The organism is Streptomyces sp. NPDC015532 (assembly GCF_043078065.1).
Lineage (GTDB): Bacteria > Actinomycetota > Actinomycetes > Streptomycetales > Streptomycetaceae > Streptomyces.
The window spans coordinates 881,513-896,735 of record NZ_JBIBSY010000002.1 but is presented as its reverse complement, the minus strand read 5'-3'; the positions used below and the strand labels follow the sequence as shown (position 1 = coordinate 896,735).

Here is a 15,223-nt window from a genome sequence, read left to right as displayed (position 1 = left end):
GCCGGGCGTGACTCCGCCCGTCCCGGTTATCCTGCCTCGTTCCGAACGAGCCAGGAGGACCCGCACCATGAGCAGCACCATGCCGTCGTTTCCCGAGCGGATCGAGCTCTCGGGGGAGGGGCTCGTCCTTCGCGACTGGACGGAGGCGGACCTGACGGCGATGCCGGCGCTGTTCGATCACCCCGACGTCGCGTACTGGACGCCGATCGTCTCCCCCTTCGACGAGGCCGCCGCCCGCGCCCGCCTGGAGCGGGACCGGCAGTTGCGCGCGGAGGGCACGGCCGTTCTGCTCGCGATCACGGTCGACGGCGGAGCACCGCTCGGTGAGGTGATGCTGCGGCGCGCGCCCGAGGGCACGGAGATCGGCTACGCGGTCGGTCCCGCGCACCGCGGTCAGGGGCTGGCGGTGCGGGCGGTACGGGTGATGGCCGCGTACGCCTTCGAGCGGCTGGGCGCCGAGCAGGTGATCCTGGAACTGGAGGCCGAGAACGCGGCCAGTGTCGCCGTGGCCACCAAGGCGGGCTTCGCGCTCCTCGACGTGCCGCTGATCACGGGCGAGGAGAAGGGGCGGCCCTTCACCCTGCAGACGTGGGGGCTGCACCGCCCCTGACCGGCACGCCTCCTGGTCGAGTGGTCGGTCCCGGCGGGAGGCGGCTTCTCGATCGCAGGCCGGCTCCGGGCGTACGGGCTCCTGGCGAAGCCTGCGCTCCAGGTCCGCCTGCCTGCCTCCCGTCGCGCGCCCGGCCGGTGGACCCGGAGACCTCAGGTCGTCCGTACGTCCAGTTCGCGCAGTTCGGCCGTGGCCTCCGCCTGCCGGGGGCTGTTGAGCTCGCGGAGTGCCTCGTGGGCGGCGAGCAGGGTGCTGCGAGCCTCGTCGTGGCGGGCCAGGTGGCGCAGCACGATGCCGAGGTCGAGGCGGGTGCTTTCGGCCCAGGCGGCCATCTTCATGGTCTCGAAGATGTCCAGCGCCTGCTGGAGCGGTCGTTCGGCCTCCGGCCAGCGTCCCAGTGCCGCAAGGTCGTTGCCCATGTGCTGCCGGGCCGAGGCGAGGTACACGGTGATCAGCTCGGTCGGGCGTCCGGGCACCTCCGCCTGGCAGATCGTCTCGCTGCGCAGGTGGATGGCCAGCGCCTCCTCGGCGCTGCCGGACCGACGCAGGTAGCCGCCCAGCGCGTTCAGGATGGTGAGTTCGGCGAGGCGGCCCTGCACGGAGGTCTGGTCGGCGAGGCAGACGGCGGCCTCGCGCAGCCGGGCTATGGCTTCCTCGGCCTGGCCGGTGCGCTGAAGCGCCGATGCCCCGTAGCCCAGCGCCCAGCCCATCTGGAGCCGGTCCCCGATCTCACGAGCCACCTCCAGAGCGGCGTCGGCGGTGACGAGCGCGGCGCCCGGGTCGTGGACGCAGACGTTGTACGACCAGGCCAGGAAGTTCAGCTGGACGGCCTCGTCCTGCCTGCTGCCCAGCGCGCGGGCCGCCTCGACCCCGTGCCGGAACAGCTCCACCCACAGCTCCCAGTGCTGGTTGAACTCGGAGAACCAGTGCATGGCCCTGGCCGTGTCCATCACCTGCTGGTGGTGCCCCCTGGCCTGCGCGTGCCGCAGGCCCGCGAGCCACTGGGCCCGCTCGGTCTCCAGCCAGACGCGGGCCTGGTCACGGTCGGCGGGTGCGCCTGCGGGGTCCGGATCGCCGTGGGGCGCGTCTTCCTGAGGCTCGGCGTCGAAGCGCAGCGCGGCCGCCGTGGCCCGGCGCAGCATCCACAGTGCCGTCCGGTCCAGTGCGGCTCGGGACACCTCGGTGCCGTCCTCGGTGGCCAGTTGCTCGCGGGCGAAGAGCTTCAGGAGGTCGTGGAAGCGGTAACGCTCGGCGGAGGCGTCGGACTGCAGCAGCCCGGCATCCGTCAGTTCCTCGGCGTACCGGGCCGCCTCGTCGACGGGCAGGCCGGCCAGGAGAGCGGCGCTCTCGGGGCTGAAGTCGCCTCCGGCGGCCAGCGAGGCCCGGCGCAGTACGGTTCTGGCGGCCGGGGCCAACTGCCGGTAGGACAAGGCGAAAGCGGCTCGTACCTGAAGGTCGCCGACCTGGAGTGTGTCCAGGCGACGGCCTTCCTTGGCCAGTTGGGCGACCAGCTTGCCGATGCGCTCGTGGGGCCGGCCGGCGAGGCGTTGTCCGGCGATCCGTACGGCCAGGGGCAGGTGTCCGCACAGCTCCGCGAGATCGCGGGCGGCCTGGGCCTCCTGCCGTATCCGCTCGGGGCCGACGATACGGCTCAGCAGCTCCACCGCCTCCTCGCGGCGAAACAGCGCGAGGTCGCTGCGGTGGGCCGATTCGAGACCGGCCAGGGCGTGCCGGCTGGTGATGATCGTCAGGCAGCGCCCGGCGCCGGGGAGCAAGGGGCGGACCTGGTCCTCGCCCGCCGCGTTGTCCAGTACCAGCAACAGCCGCCGGTCGTGGAGCACGGACCGCAGGAGTCCCGACCGGTCGTCGGTCGCGGCCGGGATCGCGTGCTCGGCCACGCCGACGGCCCGGAGCAGGGACGCGAGGGCGTCGCGCGCGGGGGTGGGCTCCGGGTCCATGCCGTGCAGGTCGAGGACCAGTTGTCCGTCCGGGAAGTGCGGCGCGAGATGGTACGCGGCGTGTACGGCGAAGGCGGTCTTGCCGAGGCCGGGCTGTCCCGACACGACGCTGACCGCGGAACGGCCGGCGTCGGCGCGCTCGACCAGGGCGAGCAACCGGGCCAGAGCCGGACCGCGCGAGACGAAGTCACCGACGTCACGCGGCAGGGCCAGCGGGCCGTTGGCACGCGGCCCGGCGGCCGGGCGTCGGCGCGGGCGCGTCCGTCCTCGGCCGGCGGCCCGCTCCAGCTCCGCGGCGGTGTCGTCGTCCAGGTCCAGCCCGGCGGCCAGGGCTTGAACGGTGCGCCGCTGCGGTCCCCGGGAGCGACCGCGTTCCAGATCCGCCAGCGCGCGCACGCTCACCCCGGCGGTGTGGGACAGCCGCTCCTGGCTGAGTCCGGCGCGTGTGCGCAGGGTCAGCAGCAGCCGTCCGAACTCCTCCGTGGCCGGTTCGGCAGTGCCCATGTCGAATCTCCCCGTTTCGCGCTGTCCGGCCTCGAACTCCCCCTCCCGGCAGAAGTATGACGGGCCGTAATCCCGCCGGAAGAACTGCCTGGTGCCGCTCGGAGCCCGGCTGATCAACTTGACCCGTTCGCACGAGGGGTCCGGACCTGCGGATTCCCCGCACGGCCCGGGCGCGGGGTCGGTGGCAGTGCTGAGCCCGGCGGGTCGAGCACCGGGACGATGTGATGTGGATCATGCCGTCGGTGTTCCTCCACGGAGCGGAATCCGTGGAGCGGGCCGACCACCTCACCCGCCGCCGGGCGGGCGGTTCTCCGACCACCCCGCCGGTTCGCGGGCCGGTACGTCCCCACGGCCGGGCGCGCCCGCCTCCCACGCGCGACGACCACTCGCCTTCGACCCGAACCCCTGGGGGAGACTTGCGCTTATTCGTGAAGCCTTCACCGTCGCGGCGGCCACGTCGGTGGCCCTCGTGGCAGGTATGACCGGCCCCACGACAGCGATCGCCGCGCACACGACGACCGCACCGCACGCCCCGCGTTCCGACGGCAAGCAGCGGATCCGGCTCATCACGGGCGACCGTGTGGTGGCCGACGCCAAGGGCCAGGTGGTGGGTTTCGAGGCCGCCGAGGGCCGCGAGCGCATACCCGTGCGGGTCCAGCGCATCGACGATCACACGCTGGTGGTGCCCAGCGACGCGCAGCGCCTGATCCCCACGGGGAAACTGGATGTCGCCGAGCTCACCGACCCGTTGCTGCGCGCGAGCCAGGACGACGGGCTCAAGCTGATCGTGCAGTACGAGGGGGGTGCCGGTACCGCACGGGCCGAGGTGCGTTCGGCCGGTGACACCCGGCTGCGGCGCACGTTCCCCACCCTCGACGCCGACGCCATCCGTACGCCGCAGGATGACGTGGCCACGGTGTGGGAGGCGCTGACGGATCAGCGGAAGAGCGGCGTGCGCGCCACCGCCTCCGCCATCATCGCGGGCATGGAGTGGGCCGCGGACGAGGGCGCGGACGTGGTCAACCTCAGCCTGGGCGGCCCGGACTCCCCGGGCGTCGACCCGCTGGAGGCGGAGGTCGACAAGCTCTCCGCCGAGAACCGCGACGGCGTCAAGGTCGGCGAGAACGCCGACCCGCTGAGCGGCGCGAAGCCGTTCACCGTCGAATCCACCGACGCCGAATACCGGCTGACGACCTCCGTCGAGCGCTCGGAGAAGGTCGCCGCGGCGTCCACCCGCATCGACGCCGGCTTCACGTTCCGCTCCCGGCAGGTCGCGGCCACCACGGCGCTGCCGGTGTCCACGGTCCGCTTCGCGGCCCCCGTCGACCTGGCCTCGCGCGCCCCGGCGGACGCGTCGGCCACGATCCCCGTGACCGTGCAGGGCTCGGCGGCCGGGAAGAACCTCAAGTCGCTGATCGTGTCCGTGAGCTATGACGACGGGACGACCTGGCAGCTCGTGAAGGTCGAGAGCGGCAGGATCTCCGTGAGGAACCCGGCGAAGGAGAAGGGCATCTCCTTCCTCGCCGAGATCACGGACAAACAGGGCAACAAGTCGACACTGACGATCCACAACGCGTACTACGGCAAGTGACGTCGCCCCGGTGACACAACGCGCATGACGACGACGTGCTGGAAGGCGTCCGAGGACACCTTCCAGCACGTTCGTTCACCGACCCGGTTCCCCGGGGTCGGCACTAACGATTGACGGATCGCATGCCCGCCTCGTCGTACCGCTCACCCGACGCCTCGGGCAGCTCCGCGTCGATGCGGGCCAGGTCCTCCTTGGTCAGTTCGATGCCGACCGCGGCAGCGTTCTGTTCCAAGTAGGTGCGGCGCTTGGTCCCCGGGATCGGTACCAGGTCCTCGCCCTGGGCCAGCACCCAGGCGATCGCCAGCTGGGCCGGGGTCACGTCCTTCTCGGCGGCGATCTCCTTCACCTTCGCCGCCAGCCGCAGGTTCGCCTCCAGGTTGGCGTCCTGGAAACGGGGGTTCTCCCGGCGCCAGTCGTTCGCGTCCAGCTCGTCCGGCGAGCTGAACCGCCCGGCGAGGAAGCCGCGGCCGAGCGGCGAATACGGTACGAAGCCGATCCCCAGCTCACGGCAGGCGGGCAGCACCTCGGCCTCCACGTCCCGTGACCACAGCGAGTACTCGCTCTGCACCGCGGTGACCGGGTGGACCGCGTGGGCGCGCCGGATGGTCTCCGCGCTCGCCTCGCTCAGGCCGATGCACCGCACCTTGCCCTCGGCCACCAGTTCGCCCAGTGCGCCGACCGTCTCCTCGATGGGTACGTTCGGGTCGACCCGGTGCTGGTAGTACAGGTCGATGTGGTCGGTCCCCAGGCGTTCCAGTGAGCCGTGGACGGAACTCCGAACGTGTTCGGCCGAGCCGTCCTGCGGGCCGACCGTGCTGATGTCGCCCGGTACGGCGTTGTCCATCCGGTAGTTGAACTTCGTCGCGATCACGTACTCCTCGCGATGCCCCCGGACGGCCTCGCCGACGAGCGACTCGTTGGTGAGCGGCCCGTACATCTGCGCGGTGTCGAGGAAGTTCACCCCGAGGTCGAGGGCGCGCCGGATGGTCGCGACGGCCTCCTGCTGATCGGTGGATCCGTAGAAGGCGGACATCCCCATACACCCGAGGCCGATGGGTGATACCTGAAGGTCTCGCAGACTGCGCTTCTGCATGTCGTGTCCCAGCCTTTCCCTGCACGCTCGTTCGTCGTCCGAGCGCACGAAGCCCCTCATCGACCCAGCGGCGGATTCCAACGCCAGCATCTCGTGGGAGGCGGCCGGCGACACGGGCCACGTGCGCCGTGATGTCTGCAACGCTACGAGTTCGAGCGCACTCCAGCGCAAGTCGATCGATGCGCGGGGCGGGGATGGGGTCCGGTGTCGGACCCGGGGCGTCGGGGAGGTGTGCTCCGCTTCGCGCCCGGCTCATTCGGTGCGGTGAACGAATCCGGCCCCTTGGTGCGGCGTCACGCCGCCCCAAGGGGCCAGAATTTTCGTAGCGGGGACAGGATTTGAACCTGCGACCTCTGGGTTATGAGCCCAGCGAGCTACCGAGCTGCTCCACCCCGCGTCGACAGACTCATCCTAGTGCATCGGCGGGGGCCGCTCGTACGTCCGCGGTGATGGCGTGCCGGTGTGTGGTGACTTGTCCCGGTCCGATCCGATGGCTCGTGGGGCTGCTCGGGGCCTGCTCCGGACCGGCTCGGCCGGGGATATCCGATGGTGCGCGGGGCGACTGGGCGGGATCATGAACGGCCGCCGTCCCGTGCGAGGGGGGCGGCCGTTGACCGCACCCCTTGGAGGCTTCCTGCATGACCGTTCTGCCGCTGATCCGACGTGTGCTGGGCGACGGGCCCTTCGCCGGGATCGGAACGCCGACTCTTGCCGTCACCGACGATCGCTCGCGGAGGGTCGCCGTGGCCGGGGACGTCGGGGCGCTTCAGTGGAGTGGCTCCGGGACGGCGGACTCCCGCTGGACGGGGCACCGCGTCGGCGTCCACGACATGGACACTCTGTGGTGCGAACACCTGGTGAGATCCAGATACCCCGTGCTGTCGTTCGCCTTCCACCCTTCCCTTCCTCTCCTGGCCGTCGGCACGGGCTCCTACGACGGGGGCTACTCGTTCGAAGGCGAACTCCTTCTGCTCCACCTGGACTCCGGCACCCTGGTGTCCGCGCTGCGGTACGGGCGCGAGGTGCTGGACGTCGCATGGCAGGGCGAGCGGGAACTGCGTCTCGTCCTGGCTCCCTGTGACGACTGGGAGAACCCGGACGCGCACGAGCAGGGGCACACGGTCGTGGTCTCCCGCCCCGACTGGGCGGCGGTGGGGCCGAGGGCCGTCGAACCGGAGGAGCTCGCGGCGCCCCCGCGGCCGGCCGCGCGGCCTGATCACCGAGCACGGACCCGTCGCCGTCTCACGGACCTCGCCGCGGAGGCCGGCCGGCAGTGGTCACCCCGGCGACGGGTGTGGGCCGTCGAGAGCGAGGCGGACGGCCGTGTGCTGGCCGCCCTGGACGGGGTCCTGGCGGAGTCGTGGCTGCCGTCGGGAGAACGGGACTGGGCGGTCGAGGACGAGGAAGGCGGCCGCCAGCTGGTCCGCGCTTCCGACGGGACATCCGTGTGGACCAACGCCGAACGCCGCCTGCGGTGGCGGGACGGAGGGTGGCGGCGGGACGCGCCCCGGATCGCACGCGTGGCGATCGGCACCGGGGAGGTGCTGGAGACGGTGAACGCGAGCCGGTCCGGTGTCCTGGTCGCCGGCGGCGGCAGGGTGGTTCTGAGGCCCGCGGGCCACGCGCGCAGGCGTCCGGAACCGCTGACGATGTTCGACCTCGACGCCCGGGAGGAGGGCCCGGAGGCCGGCTCCTTCGACCTGTTCAACCACGCGTTCCCGGTCAGGCGGGCGAGCCGTGCGTACATCCTGGTGGGCACGCGACCGGAGGCGCCGCACAAGGACAAGTGGATCGTCGCCGTGGGCGCCGACGGGGCGGCGCGGAGGCTCTTCCCGCACTCCTGGGAGCCGCGGGAGCACCACTTCGGCGGTCCGGCGGCCGAGATCGGGCGGTGCCTGGTGTACGCGGGCGCCGTCCACGACGGGGCCGGACTCCAGCCCGGTGGCGCCTACGTCGTACGGCGGTCGCTCGACGGCGCGGTGCGCTGGCAGCACCGTACCGATCATCCGGCCACGGCCCTCGACGTCGACGAGGACACCGTCTACGTCGCCTACAACTCGGGCGCCCTGACCGCGCTGGACGCCGACGACGGCACGGTCCGATGGCACACCGAACTGAAGATCGACGGAACCCCGACGACGGCACTCTCTCTCGCGGTGACGCCGCACGGGCACCTGCTCGTCGGGACGGTCGACGGCCGGATTCTGGAGTGCGCGGTCCGGCCGTGAGGACGGTGGCGCCCGGGAGAACGAGATCCTTGCGCAAGAAATCGACTATGGCTTGCAGGATCTATACTGAAAGATGGAAAGACGTGTCCGATGTCTTGTCCGGGTGTCCCGTCGCGCCCTAATGTCCCGGTACGCAGCGGCACGGCCTGTTCCCTCGCGCCGCCGCGCACCGAGCCAGTCCTCGGTGTCCTCCGCTCCGAGAGAAACGAGAATCTGATGGCGCGGTACACCATCCACGCGGCCGCGGAGCGGGTCGGCGGCCGCGCGCGAAGACCGGTCAGGGCGGTCGCGGCGGTGACCGCCGCCGCCGGACTCGTGCTCGTGCTCGGTGCTCCGGCCCCCGCGGCCTCCGGGCGCGGCGGCGGCTCCCCGGCGGTGACCCGGGCCGCGCTCGATCCCCCCCTCGTCGCGGGGCGCGGCGCGAGGGTGGACTTCGGCGAACAGGAGGCGGAGAGCGCGTCGACGAACGGAACCGTCATCGGCCCCGACCGCACCGCCTACACCCTGCCCTCCGAGGCGTCCGGCCGCTCGGCGGTGCGCCTGAAGCCGGGCCAGTACGTCGAGTTCACCCTGCCGCGCGCCACCAACGCCCTCACCGTGCGCTACAGCATCCCCGACGCCCCCGAGGGCGGGGGCATCACCGCGCCCCTCGACGTCTCCGTGGACGGCGGACACCGCACCACGATGACCCTCACCTCGCGGTACTCCTGGCTCTACAACCAGTACCCGTTCAGCAACGACCCCCAGGGCGACCTGCTGCACCCCGACTGGTGGATCACCGAGTGCGGCTGCGTCCCCGCCGCCACCACCCCGACGCCCACCATCGGCAAACCGTTCAGGCCGAGCCACTTCTACGACGAACAACGGCTGCTGCTCGGCAAGCGGTACGCGGCCGGCGACACCGTCCGCCTCACCGCGCCCAAGGGCAGCACCGCCGCCTGGACCGTGATCGACCTGCTCGACACCCAGCTCGTCGCCGCGCCGCACGTCGAGGCACACGCGGCGAACATTCTCGCGTTCGGCGCCGACCCCACCGGCCGCCGTGACGCGGGCGACGCCTTCGACCGGGCCATCGCCCACGCCAGGAAACGGCACCTCGCGGTGTACCTGCCGCCGGGCACGTACCAGGTGAACCGGCACATCACCGTGGACGACGTGACGATCGTCGGGGCGGGAAGCTGGTACACGGTCGTCAAGGGTCACCAGGTCACCCTCGACACCCCCGCGCCCGACGGCTCGGTCCACACCGGCGTCGGCTTCTACGGCAAGGACGCGGCGGACGGTGGCAGCCACGACGTGCACCTGTCGGGCTTCACCGTCGAGGGCGACGTCCGCGAACGCGTCGACACCGACCAGGTCAACGCCGTCGGCGGCGCCCTCAGCGACTCGACGATCGACGGACTCCACCTCCACCACACCAAGGTCGGCATGTGGTTCGACGGTCCGATGACGCGGCTGCGCATCACCCGCACCACGATCACCGACCAGATCGCGGACGGCGTCAACTTCCACACGGGCGTCACCGATTCCAGCGTCTCGGACACCTTCGTCCGCAACACCGGCGACGACGGCCTGGCCATGTGGTCGGAGAAGACCGGCAACGCACGCGACGTCTTCGCCCACAACACCGTGCAGAGCCCGGTCCTCGCCAACGGCATCGCTCTCTACGGCGGCACCGACAACACGGTCACCGGCAACCTGATCGCCGACCCCGTCAGGGAGGGCAGCGCCATCCAGGCCGGCTCCCGCTTCGGCGCCGAGCCGTTCACCGGACACCTCTGGATCACGGACAACACCACGGTCCGCTCAGGACCGTTCGAGCTGAACTGGAAGATCGGCCTCGGCGCCCTCTGGTTCTACGCCCTGGAGCGGGACATCGACGCCGACATCCAGGTGACCGGCGACCACTTCCTCGACAGCACCTACAACGCGGTCATGCTCGTCTCCGACTTCCCCGTGAAGGACAAGTACGCGATCCGAGGTGTCCGTTTCAAGGACATCCGCGTGGACGGCACCGGCACCTCAGTGCTCAGCGCCCGCTCCGCCGGCTCGGCGTCCTTCGAGAACGTGGACGCCCGGAACGTCGGCGCGGTCGGCGTCAACAACTGCGGAGCCTTCAACTTCCCCTCCTCCGGCTCCGAGTTCGCGGTGAGCGACCTCGGCGGGAACGACGGAGGCGGCACGACAGGCCCCTGGCTGGCGTCCTGGGAGCTGCCGAACACCATCACCTGCGACGACCGGCCGACGGTGGTCCAGCCACCGGCCCCGGCGCCCTGGTGAGGAGCGCCCGCCCCTTCGGCGTCGCACCGCCGCGCCGGAAGCACTGACGGACCAGGCGGCGGCCGATCCCCATCGGCCGCCGCCCGCGTGCGCCGGCACGCACTGTCATGCGTATGCCGGAGCGGAACGACGACACGGTCCGCCGAGAGCCGGGCCGGGCGAGCCGTAGCCCGGGAGGGCGGTGGCCCCTGCCTGCCCCTTCCCCCGCCCCTGCCCGGAGGAGGCCGCGGCGGCAGCGGCTATCCTTGCTCCTTGCTCACCGGCCGGGGCGGACCGCCGCAGCCGGGGGACCGGGTCCGGCCCGATGCCGCACACCGCGGGGCGATCTTGGAATGGATGCCCTCGCGTCGTTGCTGCACTCCCTACGGGCTCACCCTCTTCCCGGGGGTGCTCCGGGTCACGACGCCCGGCGCGACGGGACGTGGGAACCGCGGGCGACCTCGCATCGCCCCGCTCCCCGGTCCCCGGCCCGTTGTCTTCGAAAGGTTCTCCTGCACCATGCCCTTGGCTCTGCTCGCCCTGGCTGTCGTCGCGTTCGGCATCGGCACGACCGAGTTCGCCACGATGGGGCTGCTGCCCCAGATCGCGGACGGGATCGGTGTGTCCGTACCGCACGCCGGCAACGTCGTGTCGGCCTACGCGCTCGGTGTCGTCGTCGGCGCGCCGCTCCTGACGGGTATATGCGCGCGCGTCCCGCACAAGCGGCTGCTGCTGCTCCTGACCGGGCTGTTCGTGATCGGCAACACGGCGTCCGCCGCCGCCCCCGACTTCGGCACCCTCTTCGCCGCCCGTTTCCTGGCCGGCCTGCCGCACGGCGCGCTGTTCGGTGTCGGCGCCGTCGTCGCCTCGCGCCTGGTCGCACCGGAGAGGGCCGCACGCGCCGTCTCGAAGATGTTCCTCGGCCTGACCATCGCGAACATCATCGGCGTTCCGGCCGCCACTGCCCTCGGCCAGCACCTGGGCTGGCGCGCCGCCTACGGCGCGGTCGCCGTCATCGGACTCGTCGCCATGGCCGCCCTGGCCGCCTTCGTCCCGCACCAGCCGCGCGGGGGCCAGTCCGGCATCCGGCACGAGCTGCGGGCCATGGGCAACAAGCAGGTCGCCATCGGTCTGGCCACGGCCGTCGTGGGCTTCGGCGGATTCTTCGCCGTCTACAGCTACCTCGTACCGATGCTCACGCACGTGACCGGCCTCTCCGGCTCCTCGACCACCTGGGTCCTCGCGCTCTACGGCGTCGGCATGACGCTCGGCACCCTGATCGCCGGACCGCTCACGGACCGCGCCCTGCGCCCGACGATGTACTGGGGGCTCATCCTCCTCGCCGCGGCCCTGGTGACGTTCTACTTCGCGGTCCACAGCACCGTGCCCGCACTGGTGACGATCACGTTCATCGGCGCGATGGGCTCGCTCATCACCACTCCGGTCCAGATGCTGCTCATGGCCAAGGCGAAGAACGCCCCGACGATGGCGGCGGCCTCCAACCACTCGGCCTTCAACCTGGCCAACGCGGGTGGCGCCTGGCTCGGCGGCCTGGTCATCTCGGCGGGCTGGGGCTGGGCCGCGCCCAACCTGGTCGGCGCGGTTCTCGCCCTGGCCGGTCTGGGCCTCGCCTTCACGGGCGGATTCATGGAGCGGGGCCACAGGCGTTCCGCAGTGATCACGCAGGCGTCGCCGGTGGCCGAGCGGGAGACGCCGGTCCGCGCCGCGGACTGACCGGTCGACCTGGACGCGGTGCCTTTCCCGGCAGCGCGTCCGGCAGACCGGCGTGGCTACTCGGCGGACCTGCCGGCGCCCTCCACGGCCGGGCCTGCGGACGGGGCCGGTCCGGCGTGGCCCGTCGCGGCGGCGGCGCCGGAACCGGCGGCGGTGTGGTGCGACGGCGTGGCCATCCCGCACGGCGTACAGCCGGCCGCAGGCTCCGGACGCAGCGGTACGCCGTTGGCGCGCAGTACGTCGCGGAGATCGAGGATGAGCGGGAACACCTCGTGGTTGTGGTCCTCGCCCTGTTCGTCCCAGGCGCGCTGCTCGGCCTCGACCGCCATCCGGTCCTGGGCGAAGACCCGCTCGGTGAAACGGCGGATGAGCGGCCAGGCGAGATGCAGCGCCCCGGGAACCGACGGCTTCGCGATCGTGAGCAGGCCGTAGGCGTGGTTGATCCGCTGCTCCGCGTCCTCCGGAACGTAGGCGGCCCACAGCGAGAACACCGGAAGGTCGCTGCCCTCGGGGACGTCCCGCAGGGTCTGGTACGGGTACTCGGTGCGGATCGTGATGACGTCGGGCCGGTCCTGGCCCCCGATCCCCTCCGCCGACAGCAGCCCCGCGCCCCGGTCCTTGCGGCCTCCGGCGGGGACGAAGAGATAGCGGGCCTCCACGTGCCGCGGCCCGGCGTCGTACCCCAGCAGTTCCGGCCGGATCCGGCCGAGCACACTGCGGTGCAGGAACTGATGGTTCATGTCGAGCAGGTTCTCGTGCATGAACGAGTAGTGGCAGCGCACGGTGCGGGAGAACGTCATGGTGCGGTGGGTCGCGGAGTGGTACTCCGGCAGGAACGGGAACGGCGCCTCCTCGGCGAGCGCCGGGTCCCCGGGGAACACGAAGACCAGGCCGTAGGCCTCGCGGACCGGATACGAGCGCACCCCGCGCGGCGGCCGCTCACAGCCCTTGGGCAGGTAGGGGATCTGCGAGATCCGTCCGTCGCCCCGATACGCCCACGCGTGGTAGCAGCAGCGCAGGATGTCGCCCTCGACCACGCCCATGCTCAGGGGCACCTGACGGTGCGCGCAGCGGTCCTCCAGCGCGTGGACGACACCGGTGCGCCCCCGGTACAGCACGATCCGCTCACCGGCGAAGACGGCCGCGAACGTCCGGTTGCGCCGCACCTTCCGCGAGGTCGCCACCGGGTACCAGTGGTCGGGGGAGATGCCGACACGGCGGAGGTCGGAGACCGTTCCGGGCCGGGCGTCCGGACGGCTGTCCGAGTGGCGCGGCACCGAAGCCTCCGGGCGGGAGGCGGAAGGGCGGTCCGGTCCGGGGCGGTCGTGCCGGGCCTCGGTCATGTGCGGTGCTCCCTTGCACTCGGGGCGCGGGTTCGCGTCGTGCGCCGGCGAGGAGACCGCGCGGCGGGCTCGGGGTCCGCGACCCGCCACGTCGCCACCCCGTCCAGGGAACTCACCCCGCGGCGGTAGGCGGTTCGGCCCCACCGTGGCGAGGCCCCACCCACCCACGGTCACCGCGCGCGCGACGGCCGTCAACCGCGGGGGTGCGTTGGTGTTACGCCCGCGCCGCTCACACGGTGGGGACGCGCAACGCGAGCAGGGCGATGTCGTCGACGGCGTCGGGACCGGCGATCCGGTCCGCGATCTCGTTCAGCAGCGTGTCCAGGGGACGGCCGGCGTGGGCGGCCAGCAGACGGCCGGCCGCGTCGATGGCCAGGTCCATGTCCTCGTCGGTGCGTTCGACCAGCCCGTCGGTGTAGAGCATGAGCAGGCTGCCGGGTGCCAGGAGCACCCGGTGCTCGCGGCGGGGCGGCGAGTCCAGACCGGTGAAGAGCATGATGTCGTGCCGGGTCAGACGGTGGACCGTGCCGTCGGGCCGGACGACGAGCGGGGGCGGGTGTCCGGCGTTGGACCAGGTCAGCTCCCAGCCGCCCGCCTCGGCCGGAGGGCAGGGGCGAAGGTGGGCGTGGATGAGGGTGCCGCTCGCGTCGAGACCCAGGGCGGCGTTGGCGTGCTCCAGCGCGCTGACCGCCTGTGCGGGCCCGCCGCCCGCGTGGTCGATGTCGGCCTGGCGGAGCATGCTGCGTACCTGACCCATCTGGGTGGCCGCCCGCATGTCGTGGCCGGTGATGTCACCGATGGACAGGACCAGCACGGCCGGTGCGCCGGAGTCCTCCCCGCCGCGGGCCGCGTCGGGCAGCAGGAAGGCGTCGTACCAGTCGCCACCGACCAGATCCGTGCGCGCGGCCGCCCGGTACAGCGCGGCCAGGTCCAGCCGCGGCACCGAGGGCACATCGGTGAGCAGGGCCTCCTGCATCTCCCGGGCCACGTCGACGCGGCTGTCCACGAACAGCGCCCGTTCCACGGCCCGCGCGGTGTACCCGGCCAACGAGGCGAGCACCGCCTGCTCCACGACGTCGATCTCGTGCCGGTGGTCCCAGCCCAGTACCAGCGTCCCGAGCGGGAGAACCGTCCCCGGCAGCGGTACGCACACCGCGGTCCGCAGCCCCAGTGCCTTGAACGTCTCGACCGCCTCCGGCGCGTAGTCGCGCTCCAGCTGCGCCGTGTCCGTGACGGTGATCATCCGGTTCTCCCGGGCCGCCCGCGCGGTCGGCCAGGCGGCGTCGAGCGTGTACGTCTCGTACGTGCGCTCCATCGACGTGCTGCCCAGTACGTCGACCATGCGCCGCAGCCGCTTCGTGGCGCCTGCCTCCACCAGTACCAGCCCCACGTACACGGGCTTGAGGTCGCTGCTGACCAGGTCCCGCACCTGCTCCCGGACGTCGGCCAGGCCGGTGGTGTCGGCCAGCGCGTCCGCGGCCCGCAGCAGCAGCCGGGAACGCTCCAGCGCGGCGCGGTGCCGCCGCGTCGCGTCGTCGGCGTCGGCCCGCGCCCTGGCCTCGTCGGCGCGGGCCTGTTCGTGGTGACGCGAGACGATCCGCAGCCGCAGCTCCGCGCTGCACGCCGCCGCCAGGTCCTGGAGCAGTTCCAGCTCCCGCGCGGTCCACTCGCGCGGACGGGTGTCGATCGCGCACAGCGACCCCAGCACATGCCCGGCCCCGTCGGTCAGCGGCATTCCCGCGTAGCCGACGACCCCGAGGTCGGGGACGGCCGGGCTCGCGCAGGACAGGGGATCCTGGCGGGTGTCGGTGGTTGGGGACCCCCGGGCCCGCGGGGGGACGGGGGCGGGGGCAGGTATGGGACGGGGGGGGGGGGGCGGGTGTGGCGCGAGGGGCGGGGGGCC

General features: G+C 72.4%; 9 protein-coding genes and 1 tRNA gene. 5 read left to right on the top strand and 5 right to left on the bottom strand.

All coding sequences use genetic code 11. The features are described from left to right. The first annotated feature begins 67 nt into the window (after positions 1-67). Positions 68-610 carry a GNAT family N-acetyltransferase gene (locus tag ACF07B_RS10640; RefSeq protein ID WP_369481271.1) on the top strand — a complete coding sequence of 181 codons (543 nt, stop codon included), beginning with the start codon at positions 68-70 and terminating at the stop codon, positions 608-610. Between the two features lie 152 nt (positions 611-762). Here ACF07B_RS10640 and ACF07B_RS10635 read toward each other — a convergent pair whose 3' ends face one another. Next, on the bottom strand, positions 763-3,072 hold the full coding sequence (locus ACF07B_RS10635; protein WP_392178610.1) for an ATP-binding protein: 2,310 nt from the start codon (positions 3,070-3,072) through the stop codon (positions 763-765). A 478-nt stretch (positions 3,073-3,550) separates the two neighbouring features. Between ACF07B_RS10635 and ACF07B_RS10630 the strand changes: the two genes are divergently transcribed. Next, positions 3,551-4,663 carry a hypothetical protein gene (locus tag ACF07B_RS10630; RefSeq protein ID WP_392178758.1) on the top strand — a complete coding sequence of 371 codons (1,113 nt, stop codon included), beginning with the start codon at positions 3,551-3,553 and terminating at the stop codon, positions 4,661-4,663. A 103-nt stretch (positions 4,664-4,766) separates the two neighbouring features. On the opposite strand, the gene ACF07B_RS10625 is transcribed toward ACF07B_RS10630, so the two are convergent. Both ACF07B_RS10625 and ACF07B_RS10620 read right to left on the bottom strand, forming a co-directional pair. Next, complete coding sequence (locus tag ACF07B_RS10625; RefSeq protein WP_369481275.1) at positions 4,767-5,756, bottom strand: aldo/keto reductase; 990 nt, start codon at positions 5,754-5,756, stop codon at positions 4,767-4,769. A gap of 323 nt (positions 5,757-6,079) precedes the next feature. Further along, positions 6,080-6,153: transfer RNA gene (locus ACF07B_RS10620), tRNA-Met, on the bottom strand. A 241-nt stretch (positions 6,154-6,394) separates the two neighbouring features. On the opposite strand from ACF07B_RS10620, the gene ACF07B_RS10615 reads away from it, so the two are divergent. From ACF07B_RS10615 to ACF07B_RS10605, 3 genes are all read left to right on the top strand, one after another. Continuing rightward, positions 6,395-7,984: a PQQ-binding-like beta-propeller repeat protein gene (locus ACF07B_RS10615; protein ID WP_392178609.1), complete on the top strand. Its 1,590-nt coding sequence runs from the start codon at positions 6,395-6,397 to the stop codon at positions 7,982-7,984. Between the two features lie 216 nt (positions 7,985-8,200). Then, complete coding sequence (locus ACF07B_RS10610; protein WP_392178608.1) at positions 8,201-10,264, top strand: glycosyl hydrolase family 28-related protein; 2,064 nt, start codon at positions 8,201-8,203, stop codon at positions 10,262-10,264. A 498-nt stretch (positions 10,265-10,762) separates the two neighbouring features. After that, positions 10,763-11,977 (top strand): MFS transporter, encoded by a 1,215-nt coding sequence (locus ACF07B_RS10605; protein WP_392178607.1) that lies wholly within the window; start codon positions 10,763-10,765, stop codon positions 11,975-11,977. Between the two features lie 56 nt (positions 11,978-12,033). Here the strand turns inward: ACF07B_RS10605 and ACF07B_RS10600 are convergent, their stop codons facing one another. Together ACF07B_RS10600 and ACF07B_RS10595 are read right to left on the bottom strand one after the other, a co-directional pair. Continuing rightward, positions 12,034-13,320, bottom strand: a complete 1,287-nt coding sequence (locus tag ACF07B_RS10600; protein ID WP_384243412.1) for a Rieske 2Fe-2S domain-containing protein — start codon at positions 13,318-13,320, stop codon at positions 12,034-12,036. Between the two features lie 229 nt (positions 13,321-13,549). Next, positions 13,550-15,109 (bottom strand): SpoIIE family protein phosphatase, encoded by a 1,560-nt coding sequence (locus ACF07B_RS10595; protein WP_392178757.1) that lies wholly within the window; start codon positions 15,107-15,109, stop codon positions 13,550-13,552. Positions 15,110-15,223: the final 114 nt, after the last annotated feature.